Source organism: Methanosarcina barkeri MS (assembly GCF_000970025.1).
GTDB lineage: Archaea > Halobacteriota > Methanosarcinia > Methanosarcinales > Methanosarcinaceae > Methanosarcina > Methanosarcina barkeri.
In genome coordinates, this window is sequence record NZ_CP009528.1 from 2340717 (window position 1) to 2358240 (window position 17524).

Sequence of the window (17524 nt, forward strand, 5' to 3'; positions counted from 1 at the left end):
AATAGAAGAAAATGAAGGAAAATAAGAAGAGTCAGCAAGAGTAAAAAGAAAACTGAAAGAGACTACAGGCCAGAAAGCCTTATGGAACAATCTTTCTGGCTTCAATATAATATCTCTTCTCATTTTCCTTTCCAAGGGAAAAAGATTTTCTTGGAAGAACCCCTTTCTTTTTAATTAGAGAAAAGAAATCGCTCTGTTTTAATGAGGGGAGGAAGAAACCGATATTACCCTGTTTTTTTCCAAGTTTTTCCACAACTTCAGGATCATGTTCATATTCGATCGAATAATTCTCAATGATCTCGTCAAGGGTTTCAACCTCAAGATCGTAAACAGGATTATCAAAAACCAGCACACCAGACCTGTCTTTTGTAATAAATCCTATTGAATGTCCTGCAACCGGGAAATCGGCATTTGAGGGGGAGGTGCTAGTTTCTTCGATTCTTGCATCAAATTTTTTGAGCAGTTCTTCAGGTTCAATTCCGCTTACAACCCTGTGAATAGGTTCAAAGGACAGCCCGGGGTCGTGAACATTTACAAGTTCAACCATTGCGTATCTTGCAGGATGATCGGCCTGTACGGTCCCTTTAATTTGTTCCCAGAAGCTCTTTGCAGCAGCAAGGCTGTGGTTTCCATCACCAACAAGAAGGGTTCCCAGGTTCAGGATTTTCTCCGAAATTTCTTTAATTATCTTTTCATTACTGATCCTGTAACCTGCAACGTGGCCGCCGTTTTCCATCAGGTCAAAATCATAAACCTTGTCTTCTTCACAAACAAAATTATCAGGGTTTCTGGGGATAACCGAGAAAGAAGGGTCATCATATAACACTAAGATGTGCGAGAGTTCCAGTTCTGCGTTTTCCCTTATCCTAACTCTTGCTGGAAGCCTTTCTTTAATAGTGCCTTCCGTTGGTTTGATAAATGATTCGGACCCGTTGAACTGGTATTCTTCCAGGTCTATTGCAACAACAAGCCCGGTTCTTTTCTTATCTGAGACCGAACGCCTTACAAGAATAAAACAGGGGCCGTGGTCAACGAGAAGTTTTTTGTAGTCACTTATAGTTTTATGAATCTTATTTACTCTATTCTCATCTAGCGGAAGATATATTTCCGGATAAATTAAATTAAAAGTAGAGGGGGTATCTCCAATAAATTCTTCAACTCTTTTCCAGTATTCCGGATCCTGAGTGTGCTGATCACAGGCAATCACTGCCCACTTTTCCCAATTATCTTTTGGAAGAAGAATGCGTGGAACATGTAAAACCATGGTATGTTAAAAAAAGAGAGAGAATATAAAGATTTCTAAATTCCTTTTCTGAGTACACAGATTAAAGAAAAGCAAATTTATAAAAATAAATTTATAAAAAAGTTTATTTTACTGTGCTGTATCCGGCATTTTTCCATGCAGTCATGCTGCCAAGCACATTATATACATTATTATAGCCATTCTTTTTCAAAATAGAAGCTGCTATACTGGAACGTCTGGAACTGTCACAATAAACAATTACCTGAGAGTCCTTTGGAACTTTATCCATGTTTTTATTAAGTTTCCCAACGTATATATGTTTAGCTCCCTGAATGTGCCCTTCATTCCATTCTTTTTCCTTCCTCACATCCAGTAGTGTCATCTCCTCGTGCTTCTCCAGTTTATTCTTCAGATCGTGGACCGAGATCAAACTAACTTCGTCTACGGGTAAAGCTTTCATATACCAGGCTGAAATTCCGTCGTTCAAAAAACCCGTTATATTGTCATAGCCCAGACGGACCAGATACCTTACAGCAGTTTCAAGCTGTTCTTTTTCCTCCAGCACGAGGAGTATGGGTTTATTATAAGGAAGAACCCAGCCCGCAAATGAAGGTACCACTCCGAGCCAGATGCTGTAGGAGTTTCTGATATGCGCTCCTCCAAAGGAATGAGGCATGCGCATATCAACGACCACTGCTCCTTTTTCTATTTTCTTCCTGAACTCCGCGGGTGAAAGCGGCTTCGGAGTAGGCAGGCCCTGCAGCAGAGGAGGTCCTTGCAGGTTGTACTGTTCCATTTTCTTGAAGTAAGGAGGGAAATCAAGCTGCTCTTCAAGTTTGAACTTAATAAATTCTTCTCTGTTTGTTTTCTGAAGAGCAGGATTCTGTACACGCTCAAGTCCAAGCGTACTGTAGTCCCGTTTAGCAATAGCTCCTCCGCAAACCGAGCCTGAGCCATGTGCAGGACATAGTATTACTCCATCTCCCAGTGGAAGGATTTTGTTAAATATACTGTCGTAGAGATTTGCTGCCAGCCCTGGAGCTTCCCCTGGGCCATAGAGATCGATTCTTCCGGTATCGCCTACAAACAGGGCATCTCCTGTAAAAACCATTACTGGCTCTTTTCCTGTATCAAGGTCTGTCAGGACATAGGACATACTCTCGTCGGTATGTCCCGGAGTATGTAAAGCCGTCAATTCCATTGAGCCTAAATCAAACTCCTGGCCTTCATTCAAGTAGTTCCCGTATTTGAAATCCACTCCGTGGCCATGATAAATCTCTGCGTCTGTAAGCTTCTTCAATTCCAGGGAACCGATTACGTAGTCTTCATTTCTGTGGGTTTCAAAAATATATTTTATGTTCATACCCTCTCTTCTGGCAAGTTCGACATAGACCTGACAGTCTCTTCGAGGATCGATAACTATGGCTTCATTTTCCGAACCAATGAAATAGGAAAGATGAGCCAGACCTTCAGATTTAATGCGTTCAAATATCAAGCTAAGCCCCCCTTCGGCTTTATATTATGTTTATGAAATAAGTTTTTGCTTGTTGCAGATTTCTCTTTGCCTAATTATATAACCGCATATTTCATATTTTTTATGAAAAATCCCATACCCAACATTTTATAAAAAATTATCTCGTAATAATTCAGGATGTATCCATAAAGCCTGTAAACATTAACTACAGTACAGTTCCCAATAAGAATCAGAAAACCATTCTAGATGTGCTTTTATGTAGAAAAGAAAAAAGGTATCCTCTTCAAATTCAATGGAGAATTTTCCAACTCGAAAAATTCACAACAATTTAATTATACAGTTATAAAGTTGAATGCATCGCTTGAGGTTATTTTTCAAACTTAATTAAATTTTTAAATTTTCAGTAAATACATGAAATTTACTTTTACCCATACAATTGAAGAGGATACGATAAAATTTATTTTTGCCTGATAATATTTTTGACCCGCCTGTCCCATTCCGTAGACTCGAAAAGCTCCTTCAGTTCAGGAGAATCATCGATAAAGCAGAAACCCCAGTAAACCGCAGGCATGAACTCCCTTTTCCAGTGATCCTTTTTCTTCTTGTCGAGGAACTGGTAGGTTTCCGAAGACGAGAGGCGGCTTACGAACCCCAGAACCTTTACAAGTTCAGGGATAGTCTTCTGGGTCGAACCGAGTTTCAGGCATTTAAGCCTGAGGCTGTCTATTTTTCGGAAATCGGGCTCGAAATTCAGAGTTTTTAAGATCCGGTTTTTCTCAGGCATCGAGAGGTGTCCACCGTTATACTTGAGGGAGTTTAGGGCCTGAAGTTTTAGCAGCCATTCGACTTCCCCGAAAACCTTGGGTTTATGCTGCCTTGAAACATCCCCGAGTCTGCGGTCTTCATAAGCTTCCCGCTTGAGCTTATTTATATTGCCTGCAAGCTCTGCAAGTTCTTCTGCATCCCTAAGTTCCCTAACCCGAAACCTCAGGGTAGCCCGCATGAGTTCACGCTTTTCCCGCTCAAAAGCTCCTATGTCTTTCTCCTCGGTCAGTGCAAGCAGGCGTGAAAAATACTTTGCCCGGATGGATGTTGGAGGAAGCCTTACCGGGATTTCCCGAATCTGAGCCCTTTTTCTTTTTCCCTTCCCTTTTCTTTGAGGTCCAAATTCTACCTTCTTAATCTCGATCTTTCCTTCCTCGATTGCCCTGGCTGCATCGCCTTCTGAAAAAAGTTCTTCAAGGCGGATCTCAGGCTGTAGCATCTGCACCTGGTCAACCTTTTCCCCGGAAAAAACACCTTCTCCAAAGCGCTGGTAGAGAGAATCAATACTATCCGAAATCTCGAAGATATTGCCCTGTTTCTTTCCTGAGATTGAAGAAAGCCTTGTCACCCTTCCTACCTGCTGTTCAAAGAGCCGCATACTCAGAGTAGGGCGCAGCAAAATAAGGGCTTCAAGTTCCGGAAAATCAAACCCTTCAATCAGCATACCTACGGTGCATAGAACATAAGGTGGCTTTCCCATTTCCCTGAAAGCTGCAAGAATGGCATTTTGTTCATTTTTGGGTAGTTCCGAGCTTATAAAAACGGCGTCCTGAAACTCACCTTCAGGGGTATAATTCTCAAAATTTAAAGGCAGGATAGGCTCAGGGTCCTTTTCGGATTCAGGGATCGAAATTTCCCCATTGAAGACAGAGGAGGTAAGCTTTGCATGGAAAGCGTTAATTTCCTTATCATCAGCCCCTACTCCATAGACACGCTTCCTCACAGGAGCGCAAAAGACAAGCGTTTTTGCATGCTTGTGTTTTATCATAGACTCGTACACATCTTTTGCAAGCTGGGTTCGTCGAATAACCTTTTTCAACTTGTCAGGAGTGCTGCAGTCAAGGAAAAGGTCCTGCTTATCAAGTTCATCAAGCCCTCTTTCAAAATCGAAGATCTCAAAGATATCCTCCGAACTCTCGGCAATCGTGTACTTAAGGGGGGCAAGTTCGTTGTCCAGGATGCATTCAGGAAGGGTTTTTGCGTAGACTTCTCTCATATCTCCTGCAATTTCATCCACGAACTTGACATTCCCGACAACCCCCTGGAATGGGGTTGCAGTCATTCCCAGGATTTTTGTCCTTTCCCCCAATTCATTGAGAAAATCGTTTCCTCGATTGTTAATGAAATTGTGTATCTCATCCACTATTGCAAGGTCGGTAAGTTCAAGAATCAGGTTCTTGATCTCAGAGCTCTGTTTTCCAAGTACGGTCTGAAGCGAGGCAAAAAGAACAAAACCCTTATCTTTTTCCTGCCCAAAAACCCTTAAAGTTTCAGCAAGTTCTTTTCGGTCTACCTTATGCTTGGATGAGAGAAGTGCACTGTTGGGAAAAAGGGGCCGTTTTTTCTTCCTGTCATAATAGGTCTGGCTAAGAAGAGGATTGTTTTTCGAGACAAGGAAAAGCACGACTTTTCCTTCGTCGTAGTACTTCTTCATTATATGTTTCGAAAGAAAGGTTTTACCCCAGCCTGTAGGAACCTTGATATAGCCTCTCTGATTGGTTTTAAGATATTTTAGAATATCCTCAAAAATTTTCTTTTTATCTTTTCTCAAGGGCTCAAGCTCGACGGTTTCCATACCGACTGCGGTCTCATTTGAAATTGTCATCAGTTACGCTGTCCTTACACTTGTCAATGTAAAAATTTGATATCAAAACCAGAAAGTACCTTACAAAGGATTTCTGGGAAATTGGTATAATCTATAACAGGAAATTCTGCATGTAATTATAAACTCAATAAGAAGTAACTCCCCATAACTTACAAATAACTAGTAAAAATTCCATTTAGTAAAAATTTCATTCCAAAATGCTTAGATCGGGATATTTTCGTCCAGAAACGGAGAAGAACAAACCTAGAACTACTTTTATTTAAAAGGACTCCTCTTTCAATAATAAGAATTACATCAATATATATGTTATGCTAAAAAGCCAGAAGAAACAGGCAAACAGGGAATTTTTGCTTCCTCTGGCAGTTTCCGAAAACTTTTTTTGAGAAGTGTTCAGAAAATTACAATATGTTCATTTTTTGGAAAAGTTCTTAATATATTAAGTTCATAAAATATTAATATGTTTAAACGAACTTTGGTCTTCCAGAAAGGTATTTTGAGAGGGGCAGTTTCCTATACGGTTTTCCTGCAATTTCGCCTTTAATTCTGTCGTTAAGCTCTTCCGGAGTAATTTGAACTTTTTTAGGCTTGTTCTGTTCGGATTCGGCCCGAATGGTTACATTAATGGTGCCGTTCTCGATTTCTTTATCTCCAATGACAACCACGTAAGGAACCCATTCCCTGCCTGCTTCCCTCACTTTCTTTCCTATTGACAGGTCACGGTCGTCAATATCAACCCTGCAGTCTAGCTTCTGTGAAACCTCTTCGGCAAAAGCGACGTGTTTTTCTGAGATTGGCACAATCCTGACCTGGGTAGGAGAAAGCCATACTGGCAGCATAGGAACCTTTCCTTCTTCGGTTTCCATTGCAGCTTTTTCGAGAAGAGCATAAATGCAGCGTTCGATTGCCCCGCTTGGAGAGCAGTGAAGCACGGTAGGCCTTTCCAGTTTGCCGTCAGCATTTACGTAAGAAATATCATACCTTTCGGCATTTTCGACATCAATCTGGACCGTGGAAAGTGCACTTGCCTTCGCAAGAGCGTCTACGAAATTAAACTCGAACTTGAGCACGAAATAGAAGAAACGAGTATCCCACATCTCAACAAGCACAGGTTTGTCGACGGTCCTTGCCATATTGACCACAAGCTCTTTATTCGACTCGTAAAAGTCCTTGGTAAAGCGGATGGCTACCTCATAATCCTTAATATGGATTCCTATATTTTCAAGCACATTAATGCAGAGGTCATACTGCTTTTTGAACTGGTCTACAGCCTGGTCCATGTCCTCGCAAAGGCTGTGCATATCAGGCATGGTAAAAGCCCTGAGTCTTCTCAAGCCCACAAGTTCTCCCCGCTGTTCCTTTCTGAAACTGTAGCGGGTCATTTCGATCATCCGAAGAGGCAGGTTCCTGTAGGAAATCGTCATGTCGTGGTTCATAAGGAACTGCCCGAAACAGGCTGCAAAACGCAGGAACATATGCCGCTTGTCGGACTCAATGGAGTACTGCCTTGCAGGGAACCTGTCCAGATATTTTTTAAGAGTCGGATGGTTCATGTCATACATGATAGGAGTTTCAACTTCCATTGCCCCGAAATCGGTTGCGACATCAAGCACATAATTTTCAAGAAGGGCTTTTATAAGTCTCCCTTTAGGGTAATATCGCATGTTTCCGGAATCAGAACCTGGTTCGTAGTCCGCAAGCTCAAGCCTCCGCATAAGCTCAACATGAGGAGGAGCACGTTCAACAGCTCTGCTCTTGGAAATTTCGTAGTTTACAAACTGCTGGAGTTTGGGGTAAGGCGTAAGGTCGAAATTTTCGATTTCGTGAAGTTCTCCATCAGGGGTAAGGATACGCCAGTAAGACTTTGCCGTACCTTCGGCTTTGAGGGCTTCGGAAACAACCTCTTCTTTTTCTCCACCTGCCTCGACTTTGCCTGCTGCTTTTTGAGTTCCTTCGGGGCGTATGCTCCTGGAGAGTTCGGAAAGTGGGTGCCCTTTACAGCTGATACTAAAAGCCTTATACCACCCGAAAGGAGCGCGTTTGACCTCATATTTACCTGAGAGTGCAGTCTCTATCCCTTTCAGTACCTTTACTGCAACTTTCGGAGAAGAAAGATCAGAACTTAAGTGAGCGTAAGGATAGAGCATTATACGGTTGGTTTTGACCTGAGTAGCTACCTTTTCAATTTCGGAAGCCGTCTTTTCTATAGTGTCTTCAGGATTTGCCTCATCTACACTTTCAACAGCCATAAAAGCGGTAAGTGCTTCCTCAAGCCTGCCGGACTTTAAGGATTCTTCAATTTTTTCAGCAACTGGAGTTTGTTTTTTGGTTTCGTATTCAATATAATCAGAGTGAATGAGCAATAATTGCATTCTATCACCTAGTGCTCCTATGAGGAATTCTGTAGTGCTTCTTTATGGGATTTTGTTCCGAATTATTTTCGGCCTGTAATTTATCCCGAATTATTTTCGGTCTGTAATTCTGTCCCTAAGTAGTTTCGGTTGAATCAAACAATTGATTCATATAAGACTGACTGAGGTCTGTACCGTCAGTAGATCTTGATTTAAAGGGGTAACGAAGAATATATGACAGTCCTAATATCCTTCAACAATATAAAATAATCCCTTTCGATTGATATTTTTGGGCATATCCTGGAAAACTCCATGATCTCCTATGTTTTTCGGTACATTTTCTGAGTTTAACTCAAAATTACTTTTCCGAGCCAGCTTTATTGGGATGTCCCATTTTCTTGAGGTCTGCGCAGGTCTCGGCAAGTTCCGGATGGGTGTGATCTTGATAAACCCTGTAAGCCGCAACCAGAGCCCCGAGAAGAATAGGGGCTGCAAAAAATCCTGCAATCCCTCCGACAAAAGCCCCGCCCAAGAAGGCAAGCATAAGCAGCATCGGGTGAATCTTGGACTGCAGGCTGGTCAGATAGGGCCTGAGAATCAGCTCTGGAGGGCCGTAGATAATGATTGAGGATACTATAAAGAAAGTAGCTGCGCTTTTAAACCCTAACTCAAAGTACCGCAGTAAAGCTAGAGGCAATAGCACCATGTAACCGGCAAAAAGAGGAATTATCGAAGCTATGAAGATGAGGGTCGCCAGGGCAAGCACATGGGTAAATCCAAAAGCGTAGAAAACAATAACTGAGGTTACGCTTACTATTAGAGCAGAGTATGCATTGCCTATGAAAACTCCTTTAAGGATTATATCAAGATGATGCGCGTAACGGTTTACAACTTCTTTGTACTCTTTTGGGATCACACCAAGAAATGCGCAGTAAAGCCGATCCCCATCAGCGAGTATAAAATAGCAGAAAATGATCGAGATTACAAAATTAATGAAAAATAGACCGATACTCTGGGCATATGAAAGAAATCCTATACTGCCTACTGCAGGGAGCAGCGAGGTAAAGAGGTCCCATATGGCAGAATTAATACTTTCTATGATTCTATCCGGAATGTTCAGAGAGTTTATGATATTTAGAATTGATGCCGCAACTGCCGTCTTATGTCCAATAATCCAGGAGACCTGGTTAAGGATCTCAACAATACCTGCCCCGACAATAAACACTATAGGGATGAATATGCACAAACTGGCAACGAGTGCTCCTATTTTTCTGTGCTTTTTGAATTTTACCCGGATAGGCCTGGCAATGTAAGCAAAGACTATGCCAAGCACGATTCCATCTGCGAGGGGCAGCAGAATTAGAAATGCAAAGTACAGAAGCAGCGCTACAGCCAGTGCTGCTCCAATTTTCCATCGGTTGGCTATGATCTGACTTACGCCGTCAGGGCTTTGGCTTAGTCTCATTTTTCAGTTCCGTTTGAATAGATAAATTATAGAGGTTCAAATCAAGTATACAGATCGAAACAAGGTATATAGGTTTAATCAGTACAGGTCGAAACAAGGTATATGGATTTAATCAGTACAGGTCGAAACAAGGTATATAGGTTTAATCAGTACAGATCGAAATAAGGTATATGGATTTAATCAGTATACAGGTCGAAATAAGGTATACAGGTTTAAATCAATTTATGGAAGAAAATGGTGAATTGCAAGTTCCAAACTTTATTAGAAAGTGTTATATCTAAATATATTTAGAAACTATTTAAAAATATCACAGAGATGTGAAATTTGGATTTCTGGCAGATCACACCTTTAACTTTTGATCCAGGTCAGGTACGAGCTTATCAAAGTATCGAGTTACCACACAGGACTCTGTACATTTTCCGCATCTGATGCAGGCTTCGCTTACATGCGGCATTTTCCCTTCGAGAGAAGCCGCCCCTACAGGACAGGCTTTTACACAGATCCCACAGCCAGTACAGCGAGAAAGCCTTGTAAACTGCTTTGCAGCCTCCTTAAAAAGTGAAACTGCTTTTTCCTTTGTTTCCGAACTTGCAAGCAGATTCCCGTTCGAAAAAAACTTTACAGTTCCGGTCCCGGTTTTAACCAGCAACATCCCCAGGTCTTCCGCATAAATCGTGTTTCCGAGAACATTGATGAAGCTTGCAGCTTCTTTTTCCCTGATGCCCTTCACAGCTGCTTCTATTGAATAGCCTCCTGCCCGGCAGGGAGAAATTCCTGACACGACTTCAATTTCAAAGTCTTCAGTTTTTTCTCTGGCAAGCACGGAAATCTCTAACTCTTTAGCCAGTTTTAACATCTTGGGAGGCAGTTCTTTCCAGCGCCAGAACCCATGCTCTACGAATTTTTCGGACAGCCCTCTGGACTTTGCCCACTCCAGCAGAAAAGCGTTCCACTTTGCATACATTTCAGGGTGCAGGTCTTTTACCCTGGCGTATTCTGCAGCAAGGGCAGACGGGCAAAGCCAGCAGCCTACCCTTTCAAAGCCAAGGTCATAGAGAGGATTGTAGGAGAGCTGCCTCCAGTGTATGTAAAGCCACACCTCAATCGCCTTCCAATCCCTTATAGGAAAGATGTTGAGCTGGGCAGGGACAAAAGGATTTGTCTCACTTGCTGCAATCCTTGCCCTTGAGAACGATTCGTGCTTACGCTTACCGTCAATTGTAAGATAAGCCACATCACTGTTTCCTTTTCGAGATGAGGCTTCTTTCTGTGTATCGAAGTTCCCTGCTGATGCAAGCTTGCAGACCTTACAGCACCAGCGAAAATCCTTTGCAGGAGGCCCGAATTTTCCTACCTGCTCCCAGAAAGTGGAACCTGCATTTGCCTCTATGAGTGAAATTTCCCTTTCCCGGCAAAAATTTCGTACAAACTCGACAGTTTCCGGGAACTCAATCCCTGTGTTCAGGAAGAAAGCTTTGAGCTCCCTTTGCTTAAGGGACGCCCGCGCCAGGTCAAGCACCACAAGACTGTCTTTCCCGCCGCTGAAGGAGACATAAACAGGCAGGTTTTTATATTCTTTCCTGGAAATAATCCCGCGAATAGTATTGATTGCATTCTTCCCAAGCACCTGGAGATGTTTTTTGTTTGCCTCTATGCATGCCGCAAGATCCAGAGTCTCAGGACGAAGTAACGCTTCACTGCTATCAATCTTCCTGATCCTGAGAACTTTTGTTCCGGTTCCGGTTGAAGATTCCACTTTTGTCCTGGCTCCGCTTGAAGACTCCAATTCAGTCCGGTTCTCGGGCTCAGGCAGGTTTTTCAGGCCCGAAAAATCCGCGCCGTCAACTAAAGAAACTCCATAGCCTGTCAGACTGCCTGCAGTAACAAGGACAAAGTCTCCTGCTTTTATATTGCTGTCGAAAGCTTCAACAGATTCTGCTGTGACATTTTTTCCGTTAAGGTGCCGTTTTGTTTTCTTAAGCTCGACTTTCCTGCTTTTAGCATGTTTCAGGAGAATTTTTGCGCCCTGGAGAGAGGGTTCAAAACTGTAATCCATTTTAGAGAGCTCAAACCGGAGAATTCCGAAAATAAAGCCATTTACGAGCACTTCATCAGTTTTGTCTTCTCCTGGGATTTTGTTTAGAAGAATTAGCTTATCTCCAAGAGGATTGCAACCAAAAGCTGAGTGAAGCTGCCTGTCTATGATTTCTTGCTCGTAAGGAGAGCAAAAACGAACATCTGCAGGCTGAGAGAGTTGAAGGACTTCCCCTTTGCTGCCGCATATTCCACATTTTTCTCCTATAAGAGGCAAGTTACATTTTTCGCACCAGAAAATTTTATTGTCTTCATACTCAAAACGCTGGACGTTCTTTTTCTTCGCAGGGACCAAGTCCTGACTTCCTTTATAGCCAGCGCTTTTGCCGGAAGTGTGTTTTCCCTCAGAAGGCTTTCCTTTAAAACCTGGAGATTTGTTTTTTACCCTGCTTTGCCGTGTCCGAGAGTTTTTTCTATCTGAAGTTCTGGAAGCTTTATTATCCAAGGTTCGGGAAGTTTTATTATCCGAATTCCGGGCTTTCTTTGTGCCCTGATAACTTTTATCTGTTTTCTGTGAGCCCGAAACCTGGAGTTTTTCTTTTTTCTGCTGCATGAAAATCCTGGTTAGTAGTTTGAAGAAATCATTAAATATTTGATCTTTCAGTTTTATGGTTCAGTCGCACGATGAATGTATTTATCAATATTTAGCGTTATTCCTTGATACATGAAGGGTGATATGATGGAATCATACGCTACTTCTCAAGATTTGACTTTAAATTGTTGGGCGAGATCATTAAAGAGATTAAATACGTTTTATCCCACAATTATTTTGCTTTTCCAATTTTTTTATTCCAATTATATATTGAGTCTATCCCAAAAGCCACTTTACTCTTAATCGTTGGGAATTCTCAGAATTGTTTTCATGATCTTGATCTTGATCTTGATTGATTATTCGAAATACGATGCCCAAGAAGCAAATTTCAAGTTTTGGGATGAACTCATTGTATATAATTGACCCACTATCTTACTCCAACTTATAACTTGTTTCATTTTACATGATTATTCCATAATACAAAATGGAATTAAAACTTGCTCAATATTTAACTTTTTGCGCCGATTGCTATTGTATCGTGTATTGAACTTTCAAATGGCTTTGAATTTACGAAATTATTTCAGGATACAACAGTTGATGACCGGATAATAATAATTAGTGGAATACTGGTAATTAAGGGAAAAACGACGGGATATTCCGTAAAAACAATTATTCTCACGTACTACTCCTGCTTCAGTACTTAATCCATATAGGACTTACGCAGTTGAACTGGAAAATCAACATCATTGGACTATTAACTATCTAAAATTGGACTTTAATCCTCAGTCTTTGCCGCAATTGATTTTATTCCTCACGTGTGTAAATTTTACCATATGTATCATTAAGATACTCTCCTACTTTTGTATCCACTAATTCAAGTGCTTGATAATCTTTCTCTGTGATATTATCAGGATATCTACTCCATATATCTGCCATAGATTGTTTCATAGATTGCTTTTCTTGATCAGAAGCGCTGCAATTGTCAATATACTGAAATAGGGTTTTCTGCTCTTCTTTACCTGCAATAAGCAAATACCAGTAAGGTCTATTTTCTGTGATTAGATCTGCGGAAACCGCCGGTTCTTGTTCTTCAACCAATTCAGCTTCTGACCCATCTATGTCCTCAGCTTTTGACCCATTCATGTCCTGTTTTACTTTTTCAAAACTCAAGACTGACACAAAAATCAAACTTAAAATTAGTAATGCTATGAGTAACATGTTAGTTTTTAACTTTTGCTTACCTTTCATTCTTCCAATCACCAAAATAAATATTTATTTTAGTTTGCTTGATGAACTTAGAATTCATCTAATAGATACATAGATTTTCCATTTGACTTTTTAAAATGATCATGAATTTTTTGTATATTATTGTAATTTGTGATACTGTATGTTTTTAGATCTGCAGAGCTTATACCTATTTAAAATCGTTATAACAGGCTAACATTGACAACTGTTAGTAATAATACTTAAAATTTTGTAAAACTATTAATTTACATTTATGTTACTTTTCACATATTTTGAAACTTCTACTTAATAACAAAAATAGTGAGAAAATTCACTTTTCATATATTTTACAAGCCCGTTGTTATATTTTTTACCAGCAATCCGAAAATTCCGTGTATACTTAACAAGATTAAAATCTGATTTAAATTTCGTCGAGTTATTGTATATTTTATAAAATATAGTCTTCAAATATTGATTATTATAAGTTGCCAGGCTTAGTGCAGACTTTGAAGGGTCTATTTATCTATTTTTGATCAAATTTTTGGTATACAATTTAACAGATAGCATGAATCTCAGATAAAATATAGATACTATCCAAAAAGTCAGATGCCAAAAGTGCTAAAATGGGACAAAAATCTCCACTCATTTACTTTATAGTGAGTGTAAAGCTGAAAAATCAGAGGCAATTTGACGAAATTTATGAATACTGTCAATTGATTTCATTCGAATACCCCGCTAGCTTGCAGTGGGGTGCGCCAACACAACTTTGATTTTTGACAAAAAATTGAAGCTCCCTACTAAATTTAATTTATATTGTCAAACTAAGGATGTATTAAGGAATACCACAAATTATTTATCAATATATTAAAATTGTGAGGTTTAGAAAGCTTCAGCAGTCCAAAAAAATTGTTTTATTCTAAACTCTAAGTAATTTGGAGATCAATTAAAAACTCAGCAGCTTAATAAAAAGTTTAATCTATTAAATAAAGGAAATCTGACTGACAAAGAACTCTTTTTGTCAAGAAAGGAATTAATACAGCAAATAAAAATTATTATCACAAGTAAAATTCACATATCTAAAATAATTCACATATCTAAAATAATTCACATATCTATAATAAATGTTACTACATCCAATATCACTGTATCCAAAATCACATTAAATATAAAAATTATAATTATATATAATTGTGAGTATATTAAGCTTCCTTCTATATTAAGGGCTTATTTTCGAGGTTAACACGGTATGAAATATGATGTTGTTGTGGTTGGAGCCGGGCCAGTGGGATCCACTGCAGCTCGCTATGCAGCCCTGAATGGGGCCAAGGTTCTCCTGCTTGAAGAGCATGCTTTCATAGGGTCGCCTGTAAGCTGTACCGGACTTTTGAGCACCAGAGCGGTTGCAGAGTGTGAGCTCAAGCCTTCGGACGAGTTTGTGTTCAATTCCGTGCGTGGAGCCTTTGTACATGCTCCAGATGGGCAATGCCTGCCAATCGATGGAAAGCAGACCAAAGCGTATGTAGTCTCGCGGAAAAACTTCGACCGCGCCCTTGCAATAAGGGCTGTGGAAGAAGGTGTGGAACTCTCTCTCAGGACAAGAGCTGTAGGACTCGAAATGCCGAGTCCAAAAACCGATAAAGAGGAACAGCAAAATTCTACGGTAAAACTCAAGGTACTGAAAAACGGCAAACCTGAAACAATATGCACATCCACCGTGATAGGGGCAGACGGTGTAAAAAGCCGGATAGCCAGCTATGCAGGACTTGAAAAGCCTGCCAGCGTACTTCCGGGGATCCAGATAGAAGCCCCTTATGCCTCGGATGACAGCGACTTTGTTGAACTTTTTCCGGGTTCTGTTGCTCCAGGCTTTTTTGCCTGGACTGTACCTGTTAATGAAAAAATTTCAAGGATTGCACTTGCCCTTGAACCTGGGCTTGCCTGGAAAAATGGGCACGAAGAGAACTCTCCTCTTTCTTATCTTGAGAATTTCCTCCGCTCCAACCCTCATGTAAAAGAGAGATACTCAGGAGGTATGCTTGATTTTGTAGTGGGTGGAATCCCGATAGGCCCTCAGAAAAAAACGGTATCTGATGGGGTTCTGCTGGTTGGTGATGCGGCAGGGCAGACAAAACCAACATCAGGAGGAGGAGTCTACACCGGGGCTTTTGCGGCAAAAATTGCTGGAAAGGTTGCTGCACAGGCTGCCCTTGAAGGAGATACCTCGGCAAAGCGGCTTGCCGAGTATGACCAGCTCTGGCGGAAGGGTCTTGAAAGAGAGCTTGAAATAGGCATGAAAATCCATGATTACATCGGGAAACTTGAAGACAGGCAGTTCAATGACCTTATAGGTTCGCTAAACACCCCTTCGATTCTCAACACGATTACCGAGTACGGAGACATGGACCATCCTTCTATCCTTCTGAGAAAGCTTATGTTTTCAGGAAATTCCTTCAGACTTATGAAAGCTTTCGGAACATTCTTAAGGACACTCTTTTGACATCACGCAGCCCCTTAAAATTAAGGCTTTTTTGTTTTTACTGGCTTTAGATGAAATGGACCGAAAGGGTTTGAGGCTCATGCTGTCCTCAAAGAGAAAGGTGTGCAGAAGGATTAAAAAGGATTAGTATTCAGCAGGTATTTAACTTTCTGGAACCCATTATTTTAAAGTGGGTACTTGTGAAGTGGGGTAACTGTGGTTTTTCGTTCCAAGCTCCTTGAAGACGTCAAGCAGCACCTGTGCACCTGTGCTGAGGCCTTAAGCTCACGCCTGACATGGAAGCATTTCTGGAAATGCCTATGAGAGAACTCTATGTTTCTCGGACTGTCCACATGGAGGTGGTTCTATAAAAGTTTTTAAAGGCTTCCGGGTGCAGTACAATGAAGCTCTGGGCCCTGCAAAGGGGGGCGTACGTTTTCATCCTGACGTTACTATGGAAACTACGAGAGCCCTTGCAGCCCTCATGACCTGGAAATGTGTCCTTCATAAGCTGCCCCTTGGAGGAGCAAAAGGCGGGGTTATTTGTAACCCAAAAGAACTTTCACATCGGGAAATCGAGCGCCTGAGCAGGGTCTACATACGTGGGATTTACCAGATAATAGGTCCGGAGAGAGATATCCCTGCCCCTGATGTTTATACAAATCCGTAGGTTATGGCCTGGATGATGGACGAATACTCGAAACTCGCAGGCAGGAATGTGTTCTGTTCCATTACAGGCAAGCCGACAAGCCTTGGAGGCTCGGCAGGTAGATATGATGCCACGGCAAGAGGCGGTTTATATACAATAAGGGAAGCTGCAGAAAGAATTGGAATAAGCCTGGAAGCTTCAAGGGTTGCAGTTCATGGCTTCGGAAACGTAGGATATCATGCCGCTTATCTTGCAAAGAAACTGTACGGCTGCAAGGTTGTAGCTGTAAGCGACAGCAAAGGTGCGATTTTTTCACCCTATGGGCTTGACCCCGAAGACGTTTCAGGCCATAAGCACTCAACTGGTTCGGTGCGGGACTATCCCGGAGCAGAGAACCTAACTAATGAAGAGTTGCGTGAACTGGATGTTGAAATCCTGATTCCGGCTTCTCTTGAAAACATAATAACTGAAGAGAACGCGGGAAACATTAAAGCCAGGATTCTTGCCGAGATGGCTAACGGCCCGACTACAGTTGAAGGAGAAGCAATCCTGAATTCAAAAGGAGTTCATATCATCCCAGATATTCTGCAATGGAGGCGGAGTTATTGTTTCATATTTTGAAATGGTACAGAACCAGTCAAACACGCAGTTGGAAGAAGAGGAAGTTCAGAATTGTCTGGAGAGAAAGATGAAAGAAGGATATTGTTCGATATATGATTTCGCCTCAAAAAAGAATGTTGAGATGCGGCAGGCTTCATATACCCTTGCTGTCGGCAGAGTGGTTGAAGCTATGCAGCTCAGGGGCTGGATATAAAAAACAGGAAAAAGACCGGAGCAAAAAATAATCTCTCAATGCAGGATACAAAATACAAAATTTTGGAACTGACTGAGGTTTATCGAAGCAGGGATGACTCAAATGTACAGATGCGGCAATTGCGGATACCTTTACAACCCTGATCGTGGGGATTCCTCACAATCCATAGCTCCGGATACGCCTTTTCAAGGTCTCCCAAAATCATGGAAATGTCCGAGATGCGGAGCCCCCAAAGAGAAGTTTAAAAAAGTTTAACCTCAGACTTTCAAAAAAACAGTGCATAAACAGATGCATGTTATAAATCTTCTGCGTTCATCCTGTTTCTTTCAAAGTTAAGAATTTTTCTAATGATTATTTTTTTAGGTCCTACCCATAGCTCCTCATTTTCAGGGTAATTTTCCCTTACATACTCCGAAAGCTCATTTATGCTCATATTTTCAAGTTTTCTACTGAGTAGATTGAGATCCTCCACAAAAACACCTTCCTTACAGGTTTAAGCTTTAGTCTGGGTTGTAATACTGAATTTGATATTATTTGTATATTTTTATCTAAAGA

At 41.1% G+C, this 17524-nt stretch carries 11 protein-coding genes and 1 pseudogene; 4 read left to right on the plus strand and 8 right to left on the minus strand.

Annotated elements, in window-relative coordinates; translation table 11 throughout:
• Positions 1 to 79: 79 nt before the first annotated feature.
• From MSBRM_RS09545 to MSBRM_RS09575, 7 genes are all read right to left on the minus strand, one after another.
• Complete coding sequence (locus MSBRM_RS09545) at positions 80 to 1264, minus strand: DUF1015 domain-containing protein (RefSeq protein WP_048117459.1); 1185 nt, start codon at positions 1262 to 1264, stop codon at positions 80 to 82.
• Positions 1265 to 1367: 103 nt separating this feature from the next.
• Complete coding sequence (locus MSBRM_RS09550; RefSeq protein ID WP_048155507.1) at positions 1368 to 2738, minus strand: MBL fold metallo-hydrolase; 1371 nt, start codon at positions 2736 to 2738, stop codon at positions 1368 to 1370.
• A 436-nt stretch (positions 2739 to 3174) separates the two neighbouring features.
• Positions 3175 to 5367 carry a DEAD/DEAH box helicase gene (locus MSBRM_RS09555; protein WP_048117451.1) on the minus strand — a complete coding sequence of 731 codons (2193 nt, stop codon included), beginning with the start codon at positions 5365 to 5367 and terminating at the stop codon, positions 3175 to 3177.
• A 461-nt stretch (positions 5368 to 5828) separates the two neighbouring features.
• Positions 5829 to 7736, minus strand: coding sequence for a threonine--tRNA ligase (locus MSBRM_RS09560; RefSeq protein WP_048117448.1), 1908 nt, complete (start codon positions 7734 to 7736; stop codon positions 5829 to 5831).
• A gap of 337 nt (positions 7737 to 8073) precedes the next feature.
• Positions 8074 to 9180, minus strand: a complete 1107-nt coding sequence (locus MSBRM_RS09565; RefSeq protein ID WP_048117445.1) for an AI-2E family transporter — start codon at positions 9178 to 9180, stop codon at positions 8074 to 8076.
• 340 nt (positions 9181 to 9520) lie between these two features.
• Positions 9521 to 11827, minus strand: coding sequence for a phosphoadenosine phosphosulfate reductase domain-containing protein (locus MSBRM_RS09570; protein WP_048155510.1), 2307 nt, complete (start codon positions 11825 to 11827; stop codon positions 9521 to 9523).
• Positions 11828 to 12610: 783 nt separating this feature from the next.
• Positions 12611 to 13054 (minus strand): hypothetical protein, encoded by a 444-nt coding sequence (locus tag MSBRM_RS09575; protein WP_052712805.1) that lies wholly within the window; start codon positions 13052 to 13054, stop codon positions 12611 to 12613.
• A gap of 1222 nt (positions 13055 to 14276) precedes the next feature.
• Here MSBRM_RS09575 and MSBRM_RS09580 point away from each other — a divergent pair.
• From MSBRM_RS09580 to MSBRM_RS19485, 4 genes and pseudogenes are all read left to right on the plus strand, one after another.
• Entirely contained in the window at positions 14277 to 15527 is a 1251-nt protein-coding gene (locus tag MSBRM_RS09580) for an NAD(P)/FAD-dependent oxidoreductase (protein WP_048117439.1), read from the plus strand.
• A gap of 370 nt (positions 15528 to 15897) precedes the next feature.
• Positions 15898 to 16176 carry a Glu/Leu/Phe/Val dehydrogenase dimerization domain-containing protein gene (locus MSBRM_RS21300; protein WP_230629153.1) on the plus strand — a complete coding sequence of 93 codons (279 nt, stop codon included), beginning with the start codon at positions 15898 to 15900 and terminating at the stop codon, positions 16174 to 16176.
• Positions 16177 to 16191: 15 nt separating this feature from the next.
• Positions 16192 to 16969: pseudogene (locus tag MSBRM_RS21305) on the plus strand (Glu/Leu/Phe/Val family dehydrogenase).
• Between the two features lie 93 nt (positions 16970 to 17062).
• A complete protein-coding gene (locus tag MSBRM_RS19485; RefSeq protein ID WP_080941451.1) occupies positions 17063 to 17224 on the plus strand; it encodes a rubredoxin in 162 nt (53 codons plus the stop codon).
• Between the two features lie 40 nt (positions 17225 to 17264).
• Here the strand turns inward: MSBRM_RS19485 and MSBRM_RS20845 are convergent, their stop codons facing one another.
• The gene (locus MSBRM_RS20845) at positions 17265 to 17441 is read right to left on the minus strand and encodes an ASCH domain-containing protein (RefSeq protein ID WP_176722175.1); all 177 of its coding nucleotides are present in this window, start codon (positions 17439 to 17441) and stop codon (positions 17265 to 17267) included.
• Positions 17442 to 17524: the final 83 nt, after the last annotated feature.